Here is a 16,892-nt window from a genome sequence, read left to right as displayed (position 1 = left end):
AACCAAAATGGAAAATAATAATACACAGGCAGCTGAACCTAAAAAGAAAAAAAGTTTAGTTTTTCCTATCATTTTAGCAGCTGTAGTAATCGGAGGAGGAATCTACGGTTACAGAGCATATAGCTACGGGCAGTATCATGAAGAGACTGACGATGCTCAGATTGCTTCCAATATGGCACCGGTAATTTCCAAAATATCAGGATATGTAGCTGAAGTAAAAGTAAAAGATAACCAATTTGTAAAAAAAGGGGACACTCTTGTGATTTTGGACAACAGAGACCAAAAAATGGCTCTTGAACAGTCACAAGCTGCTTTAACAACAGCAAAAAGTAATATTTCTACTGCAGAAGCTACTACTACCGCTACTTCTAAGAATATCAATAGCTCTGAAGCTGCTGTAGCAACAGCCAATGCACAGATTGAAGCGGCTAAAGTAAATGTTTGGAAGACTTCTCAGGATTTAAAAAGATATGCGAATCTTGTAAAGGATCACTCTATTACAGAACAGCAATATGAGCAGGCTTTGGCTGCCAAACAATCTGCAGATAAACAACTTCAGGTGTTGGTAGAGCAAAGAAACCAAATTGCGCAGCAGACTACCATTGCTTCTTCTCAGACTGCAGCGAGCTCTCAACAGATCAGTGTTGCGAATTCAGTAGCAAAACAAAGAGAAGTAGATGTAGAAAATGCTAAATTAAACTTATCATACACGGTAATTTTAGCTCCTGAAGACGGATATGTTGGAAAAGTATCCACTCAGGCAGGTCAGTATCTTCAGGCAGGAGCTCAGCTATTTGCTTTGGTTAAAAATGACCAGAAATGGGTAGTGGCGAACTTTAAAGAAACGCAGGTAGATAAAATGGTAGAAGGCCAGAAAGTGAAAATTGAGATTGATGCTTTCCCTGATAAGGAATTTGAGGGAGTAGTAAGCTCATTCTCTCCGGCCACTGGTGCTACGTTCTCTATCCTTCCTCCGGATAATGCAAGTGGAAACTTCGTAAAAGTAGTTCAGAGACTTCCCGTAAAAATTGATTTTGTAAATATAGATAAGAATATTGCAAAAAGATTAAGAACAGGGATGAATGTGAAGGCTGAGGTTTCTTTGAAATAGTATTCATGTATTTACGTAAAATGTATTCATGATGAATTGAAAATCATTAATACATCCTAACATTTTACATTAATACAAATATTCAAATAAAATTATGCAAGACTCATTAGTAGAATATGGAGCCCGAAGAGTGATTATTACAATCACAGCTATTCTTTGTGCCCTTCTTGAAATTGTAGACTCCACGATTGTCAATGTTGCCTTGAATGAAATGAAGGGGAATCTTGGAGCTACGCTTTCAGAAGTGGGCTGGGTAATTACTGCCTATGCCATCGGAAACGTAATTATCGTACCGATGACCAGTTGGCTTTCCCAGCAGTTTGGACGTAGAAATTACTTTGCGGCATCCATCATTATATTCACCATATTTTCATTCTTATGTGGAAATGCGACCAATATTTGGGAGCTGGTATTCTTCAGATTGATGCAGGGAATCGGTGGGGGAGCCTTATTGGTAACTTCACAAACGATCATTACGGAATCTTATCCGATAGAAAAAAGAAGTATGGCTCAAGCCATTTATGGTCTTGGGGTAATTATTGGTCCTACATTAGGCCCACCATTGGGAGGATATATCGTTGATAATTTCAGCTGGCCCTATATTTTTTATATTAATATTCCAATTGGGATTGCAGCAACTTTGATGACACTGCAGTTTGTGAGAAGTCCGAAATATGCTGAAAAACGTAAAATTTCAGATGTTGACTGGATAGGTATTGGTTTGCTGGCAGTAACAGTAGGTTCATTACAATTCATTCTGGAAAGGGGACATGAGGAAGACTGGTTTGCCAGTGGAATGATTGTAGCGTTTACAGTAGCAGCTGTTTTAGGATTTATATTATTTCTTTGGCGGGAACTTACCTTTAAATATCCGATTGTAGAGCTTAGGGTACTTAAAAACAGTAATTTAAGAATCGGAACAATGATGTCATTTGTACTTGGATTTGGGCTTTATGGGTCCACATTTATTGTTCCACTGTACACGCAGAGTATTTTGGGTTGGACGGCACTTCAGTCAGGAGCATTGATGATTCCGGCTGCATTAACAACAGCCTTTATGATGCCTATCATTGGTAGATTATTGGCGAAAGGTGCAAAACAACAGATATTGGTCTCTCTCGGATTGTTTATCTTCTTTATCTATAGTTTCTGGGGATATAAAATTCTGACTCCGGACACCAGTAAAGATGCTTTCTTTTGGATGCTGATTGTAAGAGGTGCAGGATTAGGATTACTATTTATTCCGATAACATCCTTGTCATTAAGTACTCTTAAAGGACAAGAAATTGGTCAGGGAGCAGCCTTTACAGGAATGATGAGACAGTTGGGAGGATCTTTCGGGATTGCCGCGATTACGACTTTCATTGCCAATGCAGGCCAGACCTACAGGAATAATCTGATTTCTCACCTCGATGTAAACAGTTTTGATGTCCAGCAAAGGCTGGCAGCTTTGAAAGCCAGTTTCATTGCAAAAGGGATGACTCCTGATGCCGCAATGAATGCTGCTTATAAAATGCTAGACCTCTCTGTCACCAAGCAGGCAACAGTATTGTCTTATATGGATGTATTTCTTTACCTCGGGGTAATATTTTTAATATGTATTCCGTTTATCTTATTTATTAAAGAAAGAAAGAGTAAAGAAAAGATAGATTTGAGTGAAGCCATGCACTAAATTTTAACTAAAACCTTCGGATATTCCGGAGGTTTTTTGTTTAAAATGATAATGACTTAAGATTCATTACATTAATTATTATGATTTCCATCTTCCTCCTTCCGTTCTAATTATATATCAATCTTTTATTATAAAAATAATATCACTTATTGGAGAATTTATTTATTTTTTTTAGCTTTACGCTACCAAATGAAAAAATATGAATAGATTCCCTCATCCCTATAAAACCTTTTCAAAAGGCCCAGATTGGAGTATAATATTACATGCTTATCTGTAATCCAATATTTAGTGTTATAGTTTTCCATTACTTTCATGTATTTTTTGATGCTAAAGTAAAGGGTGGTATTCCTGATTTCTGAAATTGAATAAAGAAATAGAGGAACAGATATTTTATTCATTCTGGATATTTTTAAATCAATACCGTGTTTTTATGATTTAAAAATATTTGTATTTGCTAATAACCTACTTTATAAAATTTAACTATGAATCCAATACAGCTTCCGGAAACTTTTACGGCATTATCAGATTTCAGGAAACATGATGTCTATTTGCCAGAAATGGATCAGAACCTGATTATTTCAGATTTCTTTCCCGGGACGTTTACAGAACTTACCCAACGTCTCTCAGATATTACAGGAGCATTTTATGGCGGATTACTGAAGCAGGCAGGTAAGCTTTATGGTGCAAAGACCATTAATGAGCTTTCTACTGCTTTTATGTACGATCTCGGATCAAAAATGGCTTTGAGAAATCTGGAAGCAAAACCTGATCTGCAGCCAGGAATTCCGGCAGTCGCCAAAATCGTAATTGGAGCAGTTTTTACATCCAGTCCCGAATATAATTTTGATTTCAAAGAATTAAATGACCACAGAGTTGAACTACTGATTAAAGGAGTAGACCGTTACCACAAAATCACACAAAGTCTCCAGATCGCAGGACTGCTGAAGTGGCCGGTTATAGAACCTTTTATACAGGGAGTATGCGATACTATGGGACTGGATGTTTTATTTGAAATGAAAGTGCTGAAACTCAATCTTGACAGCTCATGTATATATGAAGTAATTGTGGAGAAGAGATGACTTTTCATTTTATCCATTCGGATATCAACATTAATAGGAGCGGGCTTTAGCCCGCTCTCATTATTAAAATCCCATTCATTTGGCTTTAGCCAAAACACACCTCCCGAATCATGTTTCCCTGGCAAATACAGATGAGGTATAATATTTTATCTTATAATTTCCATCCATTCAATCCCACTAATATCAATCAGTTTCAAGGTATGAATAGCATCTTTCTGAAGAATATCATCAATTCCGATATTGACATCTGCCTTAGCACCTAATGGAATAACAAGACTGTGTTTTCCCGGTTTTACTTTGGCTACATAATGATTTTTGATATTGTCTTTAGAAAATTCTGAAAGCTCTTTATGATCGATTTCCTTTAAAATATTTCCGTTTTTATCCAGAATATGGATTCCTATAAGGAAAGAACCATATACATCGGCGCCTTCAGTTCTGTAAACTTCAAATGTTAAATCTGAATCACGACGGGAAATATTGGAAATTTGAAGCTTTGGTTTGACAGATTTATTGTGTAAAGTTCCCCAAACGCCCCCATGAAAATATTGATTGGTATAAAGGGTAAGTCCGAAAATCAGTAGTGAACCCGTTAGTACAAACACCTTTGGCTGAGCTATAGGAAGAATTCCCGAACCTAGCCATTGGAACCATTTGGATAGGGTAAAGCTTTTGTTTCTCTTTATAAAATAATTATCGATGGAATAAGAACCACTCCCTGTAAGGAACAGAACGAAACCACCCGCAACTCCCAAAACTCCAATCTGCCATTCATCCACACAGGTAGTTCCCAGCCATCCTGAACCCAATAAGATTCCAAGAGCAAGGCTGAAAATTCCTATACTCATCAGTCGGGTAAAAAGACCTAAAATGATAAATAATCCTACGATGGCTTCAATAATTGTAAAAATCATCATAGAGTTTTGCAAAGCATCCGGATGGGTAACCAGGTACTCTATAATGGGTTTAATTCCCAGAGCATTCGGTAAAAAATGATTGAATTTCTCCCCGATATATCCCTTTTCATCAGGAATGAGCTTGTTTTCGAGGATAAGTCTGCGCCAGAAGGCTGAAAAATAAGTCCATCCGATGACCATTCGGAGAGATAAAGTGTATAATCCGGCCAGGTCATAAGACTGGCTGTTGGTAGTATGTTTCATTAAAATTGATATTGTATTGTAAAAAACTGGTTTTCAGGCTTAAATGAAGTTTTAAGCCAGATTCAATTTCAGTCTTTTAAATAAAATATACTTCGGTGGGCTGTTTCCTGTAGTATGCCCGGAATATTCATTAAAAAAGCTAAGATGTTCCCCTGTAATTCTGATACTGGCATTAAAATCTGAGAAAGTTTCTTTGTATTTAGATTTTGCTTCAGCTTTTGAAATGGAAATTTTTGATGAAGTAGTAGAAGTATCACAGTGTAAAGAAAGCCCGGATGTTATCTTTACTTTGTTTAAACCGCTGATGTATTGAATGTCAAAAATATCAAGAACATTTCTTTTGACAGCACATGGTGATAATGAAAACACCAGTATAAGCATCGTAATGATGGCCTTATAAGTCTTCATATGGATTCTGGTGTCTGACATTCCTACAAAACTACACTTTATTTTAATTTCAGCTCAATAAATTTTAAAAATTCATCCTGCTGATCTACAAATAAATAGTGTGAACAGTTATCGATAAGTTTAAAATTCTTCTTTCCGACAATATTTTTAAGACTGTTCAGCTGCTTTTCAGAGAATATTCCGTCATTCTTTCCATACACCGCAAAAAGAGGAATGCTTTTTCTTTTGATCTCTTTTAAAATTGCTGTATTGTCAAGGTTATTTAAAGGCTCATTCTGATAAAATTTAGTTGGAGAATTGTGGTTTCTGATGTTATTTTTATAGAATTCACCAGCTTCATATTCCTTTCTCAGATTTTTACTTTCCGGAGTAGGGTTGGGCATATTGAAGAAATCAAGTTTACTGGCAATTTCATAGCATCTTTTTCTGTAAGCAGCGGAGCTTTTGTCCAGGTTTTCTATTTCAGAAATTTCCTGCAACTGAGCGGAATCATTTTTAAAGCGTTCTTTGGCCTGTTTTAAAATATGATCGTAGGTTTGCTGTTGGGTAAATAGTGCACCTGCCAGGGTTAATGTTCTTACTTTTTCAGGAAACTGATTGGTGAATAGTGTACCAATGATTCCTCCAAAGCTGTGGGCAAGAATATGAGCTTTTTTGATATGATAAGTTTGGTAAAGCTGATTCAGATCTTCAAAACTTTCTTTGAAGGTCATGGTTGCACTTTCATCTTTAGAACGTCCTTCACCACGTCTGTCATAGACAATAACATAAAATCCTTTACCAGCCAGCTTCTGAGCTGTAGTTCCTTCAAATAAAGTAGCATTACCACTAGGACCGCCGTGAATGAAAATAACAGCAGGATTCCGCGCATTTCCATAAGCTTTTGAATAGATAGTTTGAGCATTTGTGGAAATTAAGAATAAGCAAAGAAGAAGTGAGAATAATGATTTCATGGCTGATACTTTGAGATTACGAATCTAGCTAATATTTTTGAGGTGTAGAGTGGAAAGTTATTGATTGAGGTCGTTTTTTAGGTATGTTATAAAATGATTCCTTCAAAAATTTCCTGAATTTTCGCCAGCCCTGTTCTTTTGGAATCAAGGAACTTCTATTTTCCAGTCTCCATCTTCATTTCCTCAAAAAAAAACTCTCTACTGACTAACAGTTGTCACGATCCTGTCTTATCTTTATCTCGTTAACTAAAACATATACTTCAATGAGTTATTGCTTAGCCATAGAGGGAATGCAGCCTGAGAGCAGAAAAGAACTGCATAAAAACTATCACGACAACTATTATGGATTTCCTATTCATGATGATAATGAATTGTTTGGACGATTGATTTTGGAGATCAATCAGGCAGGCTTAAGCTGGGAAACAGTTTTAAAGAAAGAAGACAGTTTCAGAAAGGCATATGATAATTTCAACATCCAGAAAATAGCAGCCTACACAGAAGAAGACCGTGAAAGGCTTTTGAATGATAGTGGGATTATCAGAAATAAGCTGAAGGTAAATGCAGCCATTGAAAATGCAAAGACCATTATGGAACTGCAAAAAGACTTTGGTTCCTTTGAAAAATGGATAGAACATCATCATCCCAAAACATTACCGGAATGGATGAAACTTTTCAAAAAAACCTTCAAATTTACAGGCGGAGAAATTGTAAATGAATTTCTGATGAGCACCGGATATCTGAAAGGAGCCCATCATGAAACCTGCCCGATTCATGCAAAAGTGTTGGTACAAAAACCTTTGTGGAAAGAAACGGAAAAGAATTAAATGATTCTGGACTATAAAATTTAACTCCAAAAGTCACAAAAGAACTAACCACTTAAGTAATTTGAAGGGAGAAGTTTCGCGTATAATAAGTTCATATAAGACGAAAATCAAAGATTTTCAAAAACTTAAGTGAACTTTTATGCAGTATTATTATAAACTTTCTTAAGTGAACTGAAGTGTTTAAGCATAAAGCTTTTGTGACTTTTGTGGTTTAAAATATCATTCCTTGTGGTAGATTTCTTTTTTTATTAATTCTTTATGTTCTATTCCCCATTTTTCGAATTCCAGAATAATAGGTTTTAGCTTATAACCAATCTCGGTTAATTCATATTCTACTCTTGGCGGAACTTCAGCATAAACAGTTCTTGTGATGATTTTATCTTCCTCCAATCTGCGAAGTTGAAGAGTAAGCATACGTTCTGTAATGTTGTGAAGTTTTTTCTTTAATTCACCAAATCTCATTTTACCATTGATGAGGTAGCAGCAGATAGCTAATGCCCATTGTCCGCCGATGATATTGGATGCGTACACTTCCGGGCATTCGTCTGCAAGAGCTTTTTTATTGGCAAAATTGGTTGAGGTTTCCTTTATTTTAGTCATTACTTACATTTTTTATAGTACCCTACAATAGGTTGCTAATGTACGAAATGTAAGTGGTGTGTTGTAATTTTGCAATAGAAATTTAAACATAATGAAGACTTTAGTAATCGTTACTCATCCTGAAATTGAAAAATCTGTCATCAATAAAAGATGGATTGAAGAATTAAAAAAATATCCTGAAAAATATACCGTTCATCAATTATATGAAGCTTATCCTGATGGAAAAATTAATGTAGCCAGAGAACAGGAGCTTATGGAATCTTATGATAAAATTGTATTTCAGTTCCCTTTTTACTGGTTTAGTAGTCCACCACTTTTAAAACAATGGTTAGATGAAGTTGTTTTGTACGGTTGGGCTTACGGAAGTAACAGTGGCTACAAGTTAGCAGGAAAGAAGATGTCATTGGCCGTTACTGCGGGGATTGATGAAGAAGGCTATAGTATAACCGGAGAGTACAAATATACTATGAAGGAACTGTTTCGTCCTTATGAACTGACTTTTGATTATGTTAAAGGACACTATGAAGAACCTTTTGTTTATTATGGCATAGAGCGTGACTCTTCGGATGAGTGGATTGAGAGAAGTGTCCCGATGTATCTTAATTTTTTGGATAATCTATAAAAACATAATGGGAATCTATTTAGTGCTCTTCTTTAAATAGATTCCTATTCCTAATACAGTTAAAAATACTCCTATAATTAAAAAGGGAAGCCATAGCACAAAAGAGATCTCACTGAGTTTGATTATAAATACCGGATAGCTTCCTCTTGCAGTAAACATTCCTACAGATAGTAAAAACATAATGATGGAAAGGAAAATCATTGAAAGTCCTATCAGGAAAATGTATTTATTAAACCTGTTCATATTTAACTATTTAAAACCCTGTTAATTCTTTTTTCAGCCTCTTCTTTCGTAATTCCATTATAAAAATCATGAACGAAAGGATGGTCATAGCTTTGATGTGGAAAAACAAACGGGCGTCCGATGGTATTATCCACTACGACTGTTGTAGGAATACTTTCAGAAAAATCATAGTCGGGAAGATAGGTATTAAGCCATCCGAAATATTCAGCTTTGAATTCTTTATGGTCATAATTTTCAACATATTCAGTATAGCTTTTTTCACTTAATGAAACCCATACTCCATAATCAAGATCCCTGCAGTCATCAGTGACTTCCTGTATCAAAACAGCCCGAATGAATCTATTGGTCTCTTCAGGACTCTCAACAAAGCAAAGGTCTGAAGTGAGCTTTGCGTTTTTCATTTCTTCCTCAGAAAGGCAAGAGTAAAAATGGGGAGCATTATAAGCTAATGCAGGCCAGTCTTCTTTTTCTTCACCACAACAATCACAGATATATTTCATGGATGTAATTTTAAACTAAAATACTTAAAAATTCTTACCCTACCGTTGGGGTGTCTTCTTCTTTTAGTATTTTTTTTTCCTTCATGGTGAGCATCATCCGTTCATATTTGTATTTCTCCCAATCAAACTGATTCAGAAAATCAAGAGCAGCCTGAAAACCCCGGTTGAAAAGATCCTCCTTTTCTTCCTGTTTCATGAAGAAATTCAACCAGCTGCTGGTTCCACAGTTGACGGATTGTATACTGTATAAACGATAGAAACTATGTTTGGTAAGAAACATCTTGTCATTAAAACCTTTTAAAGTACTGATGATGTTTCCGGCATAGCTGAAAGGTGTTTTCAGGATTTCTTCACTTGTTTTTCCTTTTTCAGAAAGAAGATCAGAGTCACTGGTGAGTTGTACTGCAAAAAGAGGCATTCTAGGATAAAACACTTCATCCGCATGAAACAGATCAATAGGGAAATTGGAAATACTGCCTCCATCAATGAAAACTCCTACCGGATTAATATCTTCCTTTTTGGTATTCATCCAGAATTTCCATGCATATTTCACAGAATCTTCGTCCTTATTAATTCTCTTCTGAAAAGGCTCAAAGAAAAAAGGGACGGACATGGATGCTCTTACAAACTCTGCCGGACTAATGTGTTTCAGTTCTTCTTCAGACCAATATAAATTAGCCATAGTAGGCAGTTCTACTTTTATTTTGGCATTGATGTCTGTAGTAATCACAACATATTCGGAGCGAAGCAGGTAGAACGGGTTGTTTTTATAATAATCATTATTAAAAGCACTGTCATAGAAAATCTTATATCTTGTCTGATCGATATGTTCCAGGTTTTTAGCCTTGATTTTATCAATACTTGCTAAGGTAATGTTATAATATTCCTGTCCGTTTCCATAGCGGTAGTTGAGGTTGAGGTCGTGCTCCTTTTGTATAAACTTCTCATTGAGATTAGCCACCGTTTTTATTCCAAAATTATCCAGAGCAGTTTTCATGGTGTTCAGGAAAACATTTCCTGGATTAAGCCCGCTGTTTTCCTTTCTGAAGTTGTTGTATAATTTTTTGATGCAGAAAAAAAGAATAACTGCAGGAATCAAAGGAATTAAAAACATCAGTTTGGCACTTAGAATGCTTTCTGAAGGTGCAGCAAAAGGAATACTGACAAGAATAATGAACAAAATAGCTGCAATAATAGCATTAATCTTAAAGAAATTCTTATTGTTCAGCATTGCATGAAGGGTTGTCTTTACATACGTTTTTCCATCCATGAAATCAGCAAAATCCCAACTGAAAAGGATTTCTTTGATAAGCTCACTTTTAGGTTCTTCCTTTGTTTTACAGGCTGCAATAAGCATTGTATTGATAGCTCCGGCACTGGTTCCTGCAACTTTCAAAAAGCGGATTCCGAACACCTCTAATCCATAAAGATAGCCCACCAATGCACTTCCCCAGACACCGCCGCCTTCCTGCACAAATTCTATATACTGATTTCCTTCTGCATCCAACAGATCAGAAAACTCCTTTGTAGAAATATTCCCTTGCAGAGCCATAAGCTTATCTTTAGACGCCTGTGATAGAGAAGGATCTTCCAGAATTTTATTAAGGGTTTCAGTTTTCATAGGCTATGGTTTTCGGTTCGTAATATGCTGTCATTACGAACCGCCGGTGAAGCAATCTCTAAATTACTATTTATTTGGAAATCATAAGACTGTTTTATAGTAAAGATGGATAATATATTAGATGTATTGCAAGAACAAAAATCAGATATTCCACCAGATGAGATGCTTACAGTTCAAGTTGATTTCCATAATCATCTGCATGATCTGTGAGAAACATAAATTCATCCTTAGCATTACCACTGTCTACGCCTCACATAGATGAACGTACTGATGACAACCAATGCCATGCCTCCCAAGGTGAAATAATAGCCATATTTATGGTGAAGCTCAGGCATATTATCAAAATTCATCCCATAAACTCCTGCAATAAAGGTGATAGGTAAGAAATACACTGAATAAATAGCCAAAACCTTCATCACCTGGTTGGCTTTCTGATCCGAAAGGGCCAGGAACATTGAAATAAGGTTGGTAATCTGGATGTTCAGATGGTCAAAATCGGCAACCACGTCCTTGTGTTTATCCTTTAAATCCACAATTTCAGAATCCTGAAGGTTCAGCAGCTTAAACTTATCAATAGCATCTGTGGAAATGACTAAAACCCGTGAATTCAGTCCGGATTTTCTTTTCAGTTTGTAGAGTCTTCGGATCTGGCTGGTGTGGTTGGTATTTTTAAGGAAAATTTCATTCTCAATATTATCCATCGTTTCCAATAAGCTTATGGATTCATCATCGAAGCTTTTCATAATCAATATCGCGATCATTAAAGCTACTTTCTGCGGAGTTACTTCTTCCTGCGTGAGGGTAAGTTTTTTTTTCGTTTCAGAAATACTTCTTGTTTTCATTCTGTGGATGGTGATAATGGTTTTATCCAGAATGAAAATCGCAATTTTTGTACTGATATCGCTGATGGTGTTCAGGTTTTTCCTTTCCAGTTCTGTACTTTCACGGAGAAGAAAGAACTTTACATTCCCGTCTTCTTCATATTTGGGAAGGTGATTGGGGTCTATGGTATCTTCCAGAAGGAGATTATTGATTTCGTATCGTTCATGAAGGAATTTCAGGTCTTCCGCAGTAGGAGCCTCTACATCTACCCATTCGCAGTGGGTACTTCTGTATATTGTATCAATTGGCATAAAGTAAAAATACTAATATTTTGAAATACTATGTTTTAAATAAGTTTATCTTTGCCAAAATTATAAAACTATATGATTAAAAGTACAATAAAAGGTGTGGGATTTTATGTTCCAGATAACGTTGTTACCAATGATGATCTAGCCAAACTAATGACTACCAATGATGAATGGATTACGGAGAGAACAGGCATCAAGGAACGAAGACACAGAAAAAACAGAAATGATTCTCAGGAAACTGCTGCTTATCTGGGCTTCAAAGCATCAGAAAAAGCCATAGAAAAAGCGGGTTTAACAGCTAAAGATATTGACTATATTGTTTTTGCAACCCTTTCACCGGATTATTATTTTCCGGGATGTGGAGTTTTGCTTCAGGATATGCTGGGATGTGATACCATCGGAGCATTAGATGTAAGAAATCAGTGCTCAGGATTTGTATATTCTATGAGTGTGGCTAACGCATTTATTAAATCAGGTACTTATAAAAATATCCTTGTTGTAGGAGCAGAAGTTCATTCTTTTGGATTGGATTTTTCTGATGAAGGAAGAGGTGTTTCTGTTATTTTTGGAGACGGGGCAGGAGCTGTTGTGCTTTCGGCAACAGAAGATGAAAATGCAGGAGATATTTTAGCCGTAAATATGCATTCTGAAGGGAAATATGCAGATGAATTATGTACGCAGTTTCCAGGTTCTAAGTTCGGATGGAGCGATAGAATGAGAAAAGAACCGGAAAATGTAACAGATAAGGAAGTATATCCTATCATGAACGGAAACTTTGTATTCAAACATGCGGTAACAAGATTCCCGGAAACCATGATGGAGGCCTTGAATAAAGCCGGAAAAACAATCGAAGACCTTGATATGTTTATCCCTCATCAGGCTAACCTTAGAATTGCTCAGTTTGTTCAGCAAAAGTTTGGATTACCGGATGAGAAAATCTTTAACAACATTCAGAAATACGGAAATACAACGGCAGCTTCTATTCCTATTGCATTAAGTGAAGCCATTGAACAAGGGAAAATAAAAAGAGGAGATTTAGTACTTCTTTCAGCTTTCGGTAGTGGGTTTACCTGGGGAAGTGTTATTTTTGAATATTAATCAAATGAAAGGCTATAACAAATCGAAAATTTGTTGGAATTAAAGCCTATAGAAAATAAAAACCGCAGAATATTCTGCGGTTTTTTTATGTTTTTGCCTGTAAATTAAAGGCTTTTCAATAGTTTCTCGGTATCAGAAGAATCCTGTCCTTCACTTTTTGCAAGTTCGATGGATTTTTCAGCCCACATCTTCGCATTTTTTTTATCACCAATCTTATTGTAAAGATTAGCTAGTGTATCTGTATTGGCATAGCTCTGTCCTTTTTTTATAGATTCCTGACCCCATGCAATAGCCTGTTCCAAAGAGGTTTTATTGCTTACATTCTCAAAGAAATTCCAGGCTGCAGAATTTAATTCTGAACCGTTTGCCTTAGAATAGTCCTGATATACCTCTAAAGTCAGCTTTTCAAAAAGGGCAATATCTTTGTTTTTTAAAGCTCTGCTGGCTTTTAGTTTCTTTAGTAATTTTTCTGCATTTTCTTTGCTTACGAATTTCTGAACTTCTGTAATAAAGTATTGGTCATCCCAGGTTTTAGTATCAGGATTATAAGCCTTTTTAGTAATCGTACTCATTTGGAAGTTCTGATTAAATCTTTCATACCTGTCGTCAGGGAAAAGCTTCACGATCTCTGCTTTTTTATCCTGAAAGATTTTGTATAAAGGACTTTCTGTTGTTTGTATACCCGAAATAAGAAGTTGGGCATCCTCTTCATCCATTGTAGGTTTCACCTGAAAATAACGATTCAATACTTTTTCAGCAAACTCTCCATCATTATAAATGGTAAGTTCTGCAAGGTTTTTTAAAAATCCAGGTTCCTTTTCTCCTTTTTCAAATTGTTGTTTTAAAGAAGTAAGTCTTTTATTGGGGTCTCCAGCATCCGTAGCAAATTGGATGAAGTCTTTTTCTTCTACATATCCTAAAGTTCTGTGTACAGCTTCACCGTTTCCGTCAATAAATAAATAGGTAGGGAATGCTTTTACGTTGTATTTTTTTGCCAACGCTATTCCTTCTCCTTTTTCCATATCAATTTTAACATTGATGAAATGAGCGTTATAATAATCCCCAACATTCTTCAAAGGGAAGATATTTTTGACCATCAGTTTACAGGGGCCGCACCATGATGCGTAAGCGTCTACAAAAATCAGTTTGTTTTCTTTTTTAGCTTTGGCAAGGATAGAGGCAAAGTTGCCATCTTCAAATTTGATGCCCTGCGCCCATGCAAAAGCACCTATAAATAGAGTAGAAAGTATCACTATTTTTTTCATAAAAAACGTTTTGTTTCCTGCAAATGTAATAAATATGATGACATTTAAGTTATTCACATTGAAAATAATTATTGAAGAAATTTATTTTTAATACAGGGATAGCCCTATATGAAAGAAAAACATCTATTGTTTCAAGCTTATTATTAAAATTAATGTAAATGATTATTTTAGTTAAATGATTAAATTTCAGTAGAATATTTTAATAAAAGCAAAATATTACTAATTTTGTAAAAAACAAAAAGACACCCGTGAGAAAATGATGAATTATTATAAGAATAATAATTTGTTTTTTATGTCTAATAATCTATTGAAACTTTTGTTCTTGCTGGCTACAGCAATCTCTATATCTGCCCAGAAAAAAAACGACTTCGATCAGGTGTGCGAAAGGACTTCCTCTATCACAGCCTATAAAGATTTACCCAAGGCCATCAAAACAGCCGATTCCCTTTATATGGTGGCTCATCAACCATTAGAGAAAGTGAAAAGTCTCATGCTGTCCTCAGAGCTTTACCATCATGGTGGAGATCTTAAAAAAGCAATATGCTACAGTGAAAATGCCCATTCTTTAATTGAACAGTCTCATGATACGGAATGGATGGCCCGCGTATGCCGATTGTTAGCGAGACAGTATAGACAGGTAGGGTTATACGAAAGATCTAAAAAATACATTATTAAAGGACTGGGAGCCTCCAGACAAATTTCCGGTTTTCAAAATAGTAATGAAGCTGAGGGACATCTGAATCAGGAGATGGCTTTCTATGAAATGGAAGCAGGTAACTATGTAAATGCAATACAATACATTGAGTTTTCTCTGAAAAATTTTGAAAAAATAGACGGTGAGGGTGAAGACAGAACTCAGGCCGCTTCTTATCAGTTGCTGGGAGATATCTATTTTAAGCTTAATGACTATGCGGTTTCCGAAGATTATTACAGGAAAGCTGAAGATTTGCTTAAAGCTGGAAGCTGCACCCTTGGACTGGTTTATAACGGTCTAGGGGGAATTCGTGTAAAGCAAAAGAACTGGAAAGATGCAGAGCTATACCTGAAAAAGGCTGAAAAAATTGCGGATACCTCCCGAAGTCTAAAGCTTAAAAAAGCGGTTTACTCCAATATCAATGATTATTATGAAGGAATAGGAGATAATTTTAAAGCATCTCTATATGCTGTTAAATATGTGAGAGCCTATGACAGTATTGCAGCCCGGAATCAAGGATTTACTGTAAAAACTAAAGATTCAGCGGTTCCTAAAATGAACAAAGGAAATGGATCGATGAATGTAGCTAAAAATGTAGCTATTATTATATTGTTGGTTTCTTTGGTAGGGTTAATTATCTTTTTTAGAACAAGACAGAAAAGACAGGTTACAAAGCTGAGAAATATTATTAGGACTCAAATGAGTGTGGGCAACGGTTACAAATCATCTTTATTAAGGCAGCCCATAAATTCTGAATTTTCTAATATATCCGTAGAAGAAATAGACGAGAAAGATTCTGAATCCGCCCGAAAGAGAAATGACTCTTTAATGACTTCCGAAACTGAGACTAAGCTGCTTGAACTTCTTGATGTGTTTGAGAAAGGTGATCTCTATAACAATAAAGGAATGTCACTTTCATTTTTAGCAGGGGAACTCAATACCAATACGAAATATCTTTCTTATGTAATTAATCAGCACAAGACTGCAGATTTTAAGACTTATATTAACAGGTTAAGAATCAACTATATTGTAGATAAACTTATCAATGATGAGAAGTACAGACAATACAAAATCAGTATTCTTGCTGACGAGTGTGGCTTTTCTTCACACAGTAAATTTGCTGCTGTATTTAAAGCCGTTACAGATTTCTCACCTTCAGCTTATATTAAACATCTTGATGCTGAAAACCAGTTAGATAAAGATGTTCATTTTCGTGAAAACGATTAAAAATAAATAGCTTTTAATATTCTGTCTTGCTATTTTCATGAAAATGGATAACCTATTGTTTTTTGTAAGACTGCTGCAATCCTATCTTTGCAACAGTGTTAAGGGAATGACTACAATATTACATCTTATCTATTTTATTTTAGAAGGAATTGTTTTTTTCTTGAAATAAAATAATACTCTTCCACAAAAAACAAACCATGAAACTTTAGATATGGAACACGTGTATATTTCGTTTTTCATGAAATAACCACGGTTCCTATTTTCATTTACAAAAAATATTCTGATTAGAATATGATTATACAGTATAATCGGGGTTGATTGCCCGGTTTTTTTTCAGTCAAGTTTTTTTAAGTGCAAGTCCACAGATATTCTGTGGATTTGCGATTTTATTTCACCTTTGAACTGTCGGTTTTGGCTTTTGAAGTATCCGGTGTTGCCGGTGCCGGTTCAGAATTAGCTACTGCGGAATCACCCATTCTGCCATTTCTTCTTTAATCACATAATACTTAAAACTTTCAACAAAGTCATCCGGCTTTACATTATGAGATTTTAAAATAAACCGATGGAAAAAGCTTCCACAATGACGATTGAAGATATTCAGGATACAATTGCACAGTTTGCTGCTTCAGCAAAAGCAGCGAAAGATCTTGGTTTCGACTGTCTTGAAATTCATGGTGCACATGGT

Annotated in this window: 17 protein-coding genes; 8 read left to right on the top strand and 9 right to left on the bottom strand. The window is 35.7% G+C overall.

Translation table 11 applies throughout. The annotated features are described in order from the left end of the window. Positions 1-7 precede the first annotated feature (7 nt). The 3 genes from NBX25_RS16155 to NBX25_RS16145 all read left to right on the top strand — a co-directional run bounded on the left by NBX25_RS16155 (position 8) and on the right by NBX25_RS16145 (position 3,862). Entirely contained in the window at positions 8-1,111 is a 1,104-nt protein-coding gene (locus NBX25_RS16155; RefSeq protein WP_123910731.1) for an HlyD family secretion protein, read from the top strand. 94 nt (positions 1,112-1,205) lie between these two features. Further along, positions 1,206-2,783 (top strand): DHA2 family efflux MFS transporter permease subunit, encoded by a 1,578-nt coding sequence (locus NBX25_RS16150; protein WP_123910732.1) that lies wholly within the window; start codon positions 1,206-1,208, stop codon positions 2,781-2,783. A gap of 482 nt (positions 2,784-3,265) precedes the next feature. Next, positions 3,266-3,862 (top strand): hypothetical protein, encoded by a 597-nt coding sequence (locus NBX25_RS16145; protein WP_250254377.1) that lies wholly within the window; start codon positions 3,266-3,268, stop codon positions 3,860-3,862. Positions 3,863-4,008: 146 nt separating this feature from the next. Here the strand turns inward: NBX25_RS16145 and NBX25_RS16140 are convergent, their stop codons facing one another. The 3 genes from NBX25_RS16140 to NBX25_RS16130 are packed head-to-tail and all read right to left on the bottom strand — an operon-like array spanning position 4,009 to position 6,383. Next, positions 4,009-5,022, bottom strand: coding sequence for a TQO small subunit DoxD (locus NBX25_RS16140; protein ID WP_250254376.1), 1,014 nt, complete (start codon positions 5,020-5,022; stop codon positions 4,009-4,011). Positions 5,023-5,073: 51 nt separating this feature from the next. Then, on the bottom strand, positions 5,074-5,430 hold the full coding sequence (locus NBX25_RS16135; protein WP_250254375.1) for a hypothetical protein: 357 nt from the start codon (positions 5,428-5,430) through the stop codon (positions 5,074-5,076). 38 nt (positions 5,431-5,468) lie between these two features. Next, positions 5,469-6,383 (bottom strand): alpha/beta fold hydrolase, encoded by a 915-nt coding sequence (locus NBX25_RS16130; protein WP_250254374.1) that lies wholly within the window; start codon positions 6,381-6,383, stop codon positions 5,469-5,471. Between the two features lie 263 nt (positions 6,384-6,646). On the opposite strand from NBX25_RS16130, the gene NBX25_RS16125 reads away from it, so the two are divergent. Further along, entirely contained in the window at positions 6,647-7,207 is a 561-nt protein-coding gene (locus NBX25_RS16125) for a DNA-3-methyladenine glycosylase I (RefSeq protein ID WP_250254373.1), read from the top strand. Positions 7,208-7,426: 219 nt separating this feature from the next. On the opposite strand, the gene NBX25_RS16120 is transcribed toward NBX25_RS16125, so the two are convergent. Beyond that, positions 7,427-7,807 (bottom strand): winged helix-turn-helix transcriptional regulator, encoded by a 381-nt coding sequence (locus NBX25_RS16120; protein ID WP_123910738.1) that lies wholly within the window; start codon positions 7,805-7,807, stop codon positions 7,427-7,429. A gap of 91 nt (positions 7,808-7,898) precedes the next feature. Between NBX25_RS16120 and NBX25_RS16115 the strand changes: the two genes are divergently transcribed. Beyond that, positions 7,899-8,429, top strand: a complete 531-nt coding sequence (locus NBX25_RS16115; protein ID WP_250254372.1) for an NAD(P)H-dependent oxidoreductase — start codon at positions 7,899-7,901, stop codon at positions 8,427-8,429. Between the two features lie 15 nt (positions 8,430-8,444). Here the strand turns inward: NBX25_RS16115 and NBX25_RS16110 are convergent, their stop codons facing one another. From NBX25_RS16110 to NBX25_RS16095, 4 genes are all read right to left on the bottom strand, one after another. Beyond that, positions 8,445-8,672: a hypothetical protein gene (locus tag NBX25_RS16110; RefSeq protein WP_123910740.1), complete on the bottom strand. Its 228-nt coding sequence runs from the start codon at positions 8,670-8,672 to the stop codon at positions 8,445-8,447. 2 nt (positions 8,673-8,674) lie between these two features. Further along, the gene (locus NBX25_RS16105) at positions 8,675-9,172 is read right to left on the bottom strand and encodes a DUF2199 domain-containing protein (RefSeq protein WP_250254371.1); all 498 of its coding nucleotides are present in this window, start codon (positions 9,170-9,172) and stop codon (positions 8,675-8,677) included. A 34-nt stretch (positions 9,173-9,206) separates the two neighbouring features. Then, on the bottom strand, positions 9,207-10,793 hold the full coding sequence (locus NBX25_RS16100; RefSeq protein WP_250254370.1) for a patatin-like phospholipase family protein: 1,587 nt from the start codon (positions 10,791-10,793) through the stop codon (positions 9,207-9,209). 233 nt (positions 10,794-11,026) lie between these two features. Next, on the bottom strand, positions 11,027-11,926 hold the full coding sequence (locus tag NBX25_RS16095; RefSeq protein WP_123910743.1) for a magnesium transporter CorA family protein: 900 nt from the start codon (positions 11,924-11,926) through the stop codon (positions 11,027-11,029). A gap of 72 nt (positions 11,927-11,998) precedes the next feature. On the opposite strand from NBX25_RS16095, the gene NBX25_RS16090 reads away from it, so the two are divergent. Beyond that, positions 11,999-13,021 (top strand): 3-oxoacyl-ACP synthase III family protein, encoded by a 1,023-nt coding sequence (locus NBX25_RS16090; RefSeq protein ID WP_250254369.1) that lies wholly within the window; start codon positions 11,999-12,001, stop codon positions 13,019-13,021. Positions 13,022-13,125: 104 nt separating this feature from the next. Here NBX25_RS16090 and NBX25_RS16085 read toward each other — a convergent pair whose 3' ends face one another. Continuing rightward, a complete protein-coding gene (locus NBX25_RS16085; RefSeq protein WP_250254368.1) occupies positions 13,126-14,286 on the bottom strand; it encodes a thioredoxin family protein in 1,161 nt (386 codons plus the stop codon). Between the two features lie 292 nt (positions 14,287-14,578). On the opposite strand from NBX25_RS16085, the gene NBX25_RS16080 reads away from it, so the two are divergent. Continuing rightward, complete coding sequence (locus NBX25_RS16080) at positions 14,579-16,207, top strand: tetratricopeptide repeat protein (RefSeq protein ID WP_250254367.1); 1,629 nt, start codon at positions 14,579-14,581, stop codon at positions 16,205-16,207. Between the two features lie 562 nt (positions 16,208-16,769). Then, the coding region (locus NBX25_RS24725; protein WP_502799775.1) for an oxidoreductase at positions 16,770-16,892 on the top strand (123 nt) is incomplete at its 3' end.

It is taken from the genome of Chryseobacterium sp. Marseille-Q3244, from assembly GCF_940807095.1.
GTDB lineage: Bacteria > Bacteroidota > Bacteroidia > Flavobacteriales > Weeksellaceae > Chryseobacterium.
This window is presented reverse-complemented; position numbering and strand designations above follow the sequence as displayed.

What these genes read in the sequence shown, in the direction of transcription:
- NBX25_RS16090 (WP_250254369.1), top strand. Translation starts at nt 11,999, where the DNA reads ATGATTAAAAGTACAATAAAAGGTGTGGGATTTTATGTTCCAGATAAC.
- NBX25_RS16145 (WP_250254377.1), top strand. Translation starts at nt 3,266, where the DNA reads ATGAATCCAATACAGCTTCCGGAAACTTTTACGGCATTATCAGATTTC.
- NBX25_RS16140 (WP_250254376.1), bottom strand. Translation starts at nt 5,022, where the DNA reads ATGAAACATACTACCAACAGCCAGTCTTATGACCTGGCCGGATTATAC.
- NBX25_RS16120 (WP_123910738.1), bottom strand. Translation starts at nt 7,807, where the DNA reads ATGACTAAAATAAAGGAAACCTCAACCAATTTTGCCAATAAAAAAGCT.
- NBX25_RS16100 (WP_250254370.1), bottom strand. Translation starts at nt 10,793, where the DNA reads ATGAAAACTGAAACCCTTAATAAAATTCTGGAAGATCCTTCTCTATCA.
- NBX25_RS16150 (WP_123910732.1), top strand. Translation starts at nt 1,206, where the DNA reads ATGCAAGACTCATTAGTAGAATATGGAGCCCGAAGAGTGATTATTACA.
- NBX25_RS16095 (WP_123910743.1), bottom strand. Translation starts at nt 11,926, where the DNA reads ATGCCAATTGATACAATATACAGAAGTACCCACTGCGAATGGGTAGAT.
- NBX25_RS16130 (WP_250254374.1), bottom strand. Translation starts at nt 6,383, where the DNA reads ATGAAATCATTATTCTCACTTCTTCTTTGCTTATTCTTAATTTCCACA.
- NBX25_RS16135 (WP_250254375.1), bottom strand. Translation starts at nt 5,430, where the DNA reads ATGAAGACTTATAAGGCCATCATTACGATGCTTATACTGGTGTTTTCA.
- NBX25_RS16155 (WP_123910731.1), top strand. Translation starts at nt 8, where the DNA reads ATGGAAAATAATAATACACAGGCAGCTGAACCTAAAAAGAAAAAAAGT.
- NBX25_RS16115 (WP_250254372.1), top strand. Translation starts at nt 7,899, where the DNA reads ATGAAGACTTTAGTAATCGTTACTCATCCTGAAATTGAAAAATCTGTC.
- NBX25_RS16110 (WP_123910740.1), bottom strand. Translation starts at nt 8,672, where the DNA reads ATGAACAGGTTTAATAAATACATTTTCCTGATAGGACTTTCAATGATT.
- NBX25_RS16080 (WP_250254367.1), top strand. Translation starts at nt 14,579, where the DNA reads ATGTCTAATAATCTATTGAAACTTTTGTTCTTGCTGGCTACAGCAATC.
- NBX25_RS16105 (WP_250254371.1), bottom strand. Translation starts at nt 9,172, where the DNA reads ATGAAATATATCTGTGATTGTTGTGGTGAAGAAAAAGAAGACTGGCCT.
- NBX25_RS16125 (WP_250254373.1), top strand. Translation starts at nt 6,647, where the DNA reads ATGAGTTATTGCTTAGCCATAGAGGGAATGCAGCCTGAGAGCAGAAAA.
- NBX25_RS16085 (WP_250254368.1), bottom strand. Translation starts at nt 14,286, where the DNA reads ATGAAAAAAATAGTGATACTTTCTACTCTATTTATAGGTGCTTTTGCA.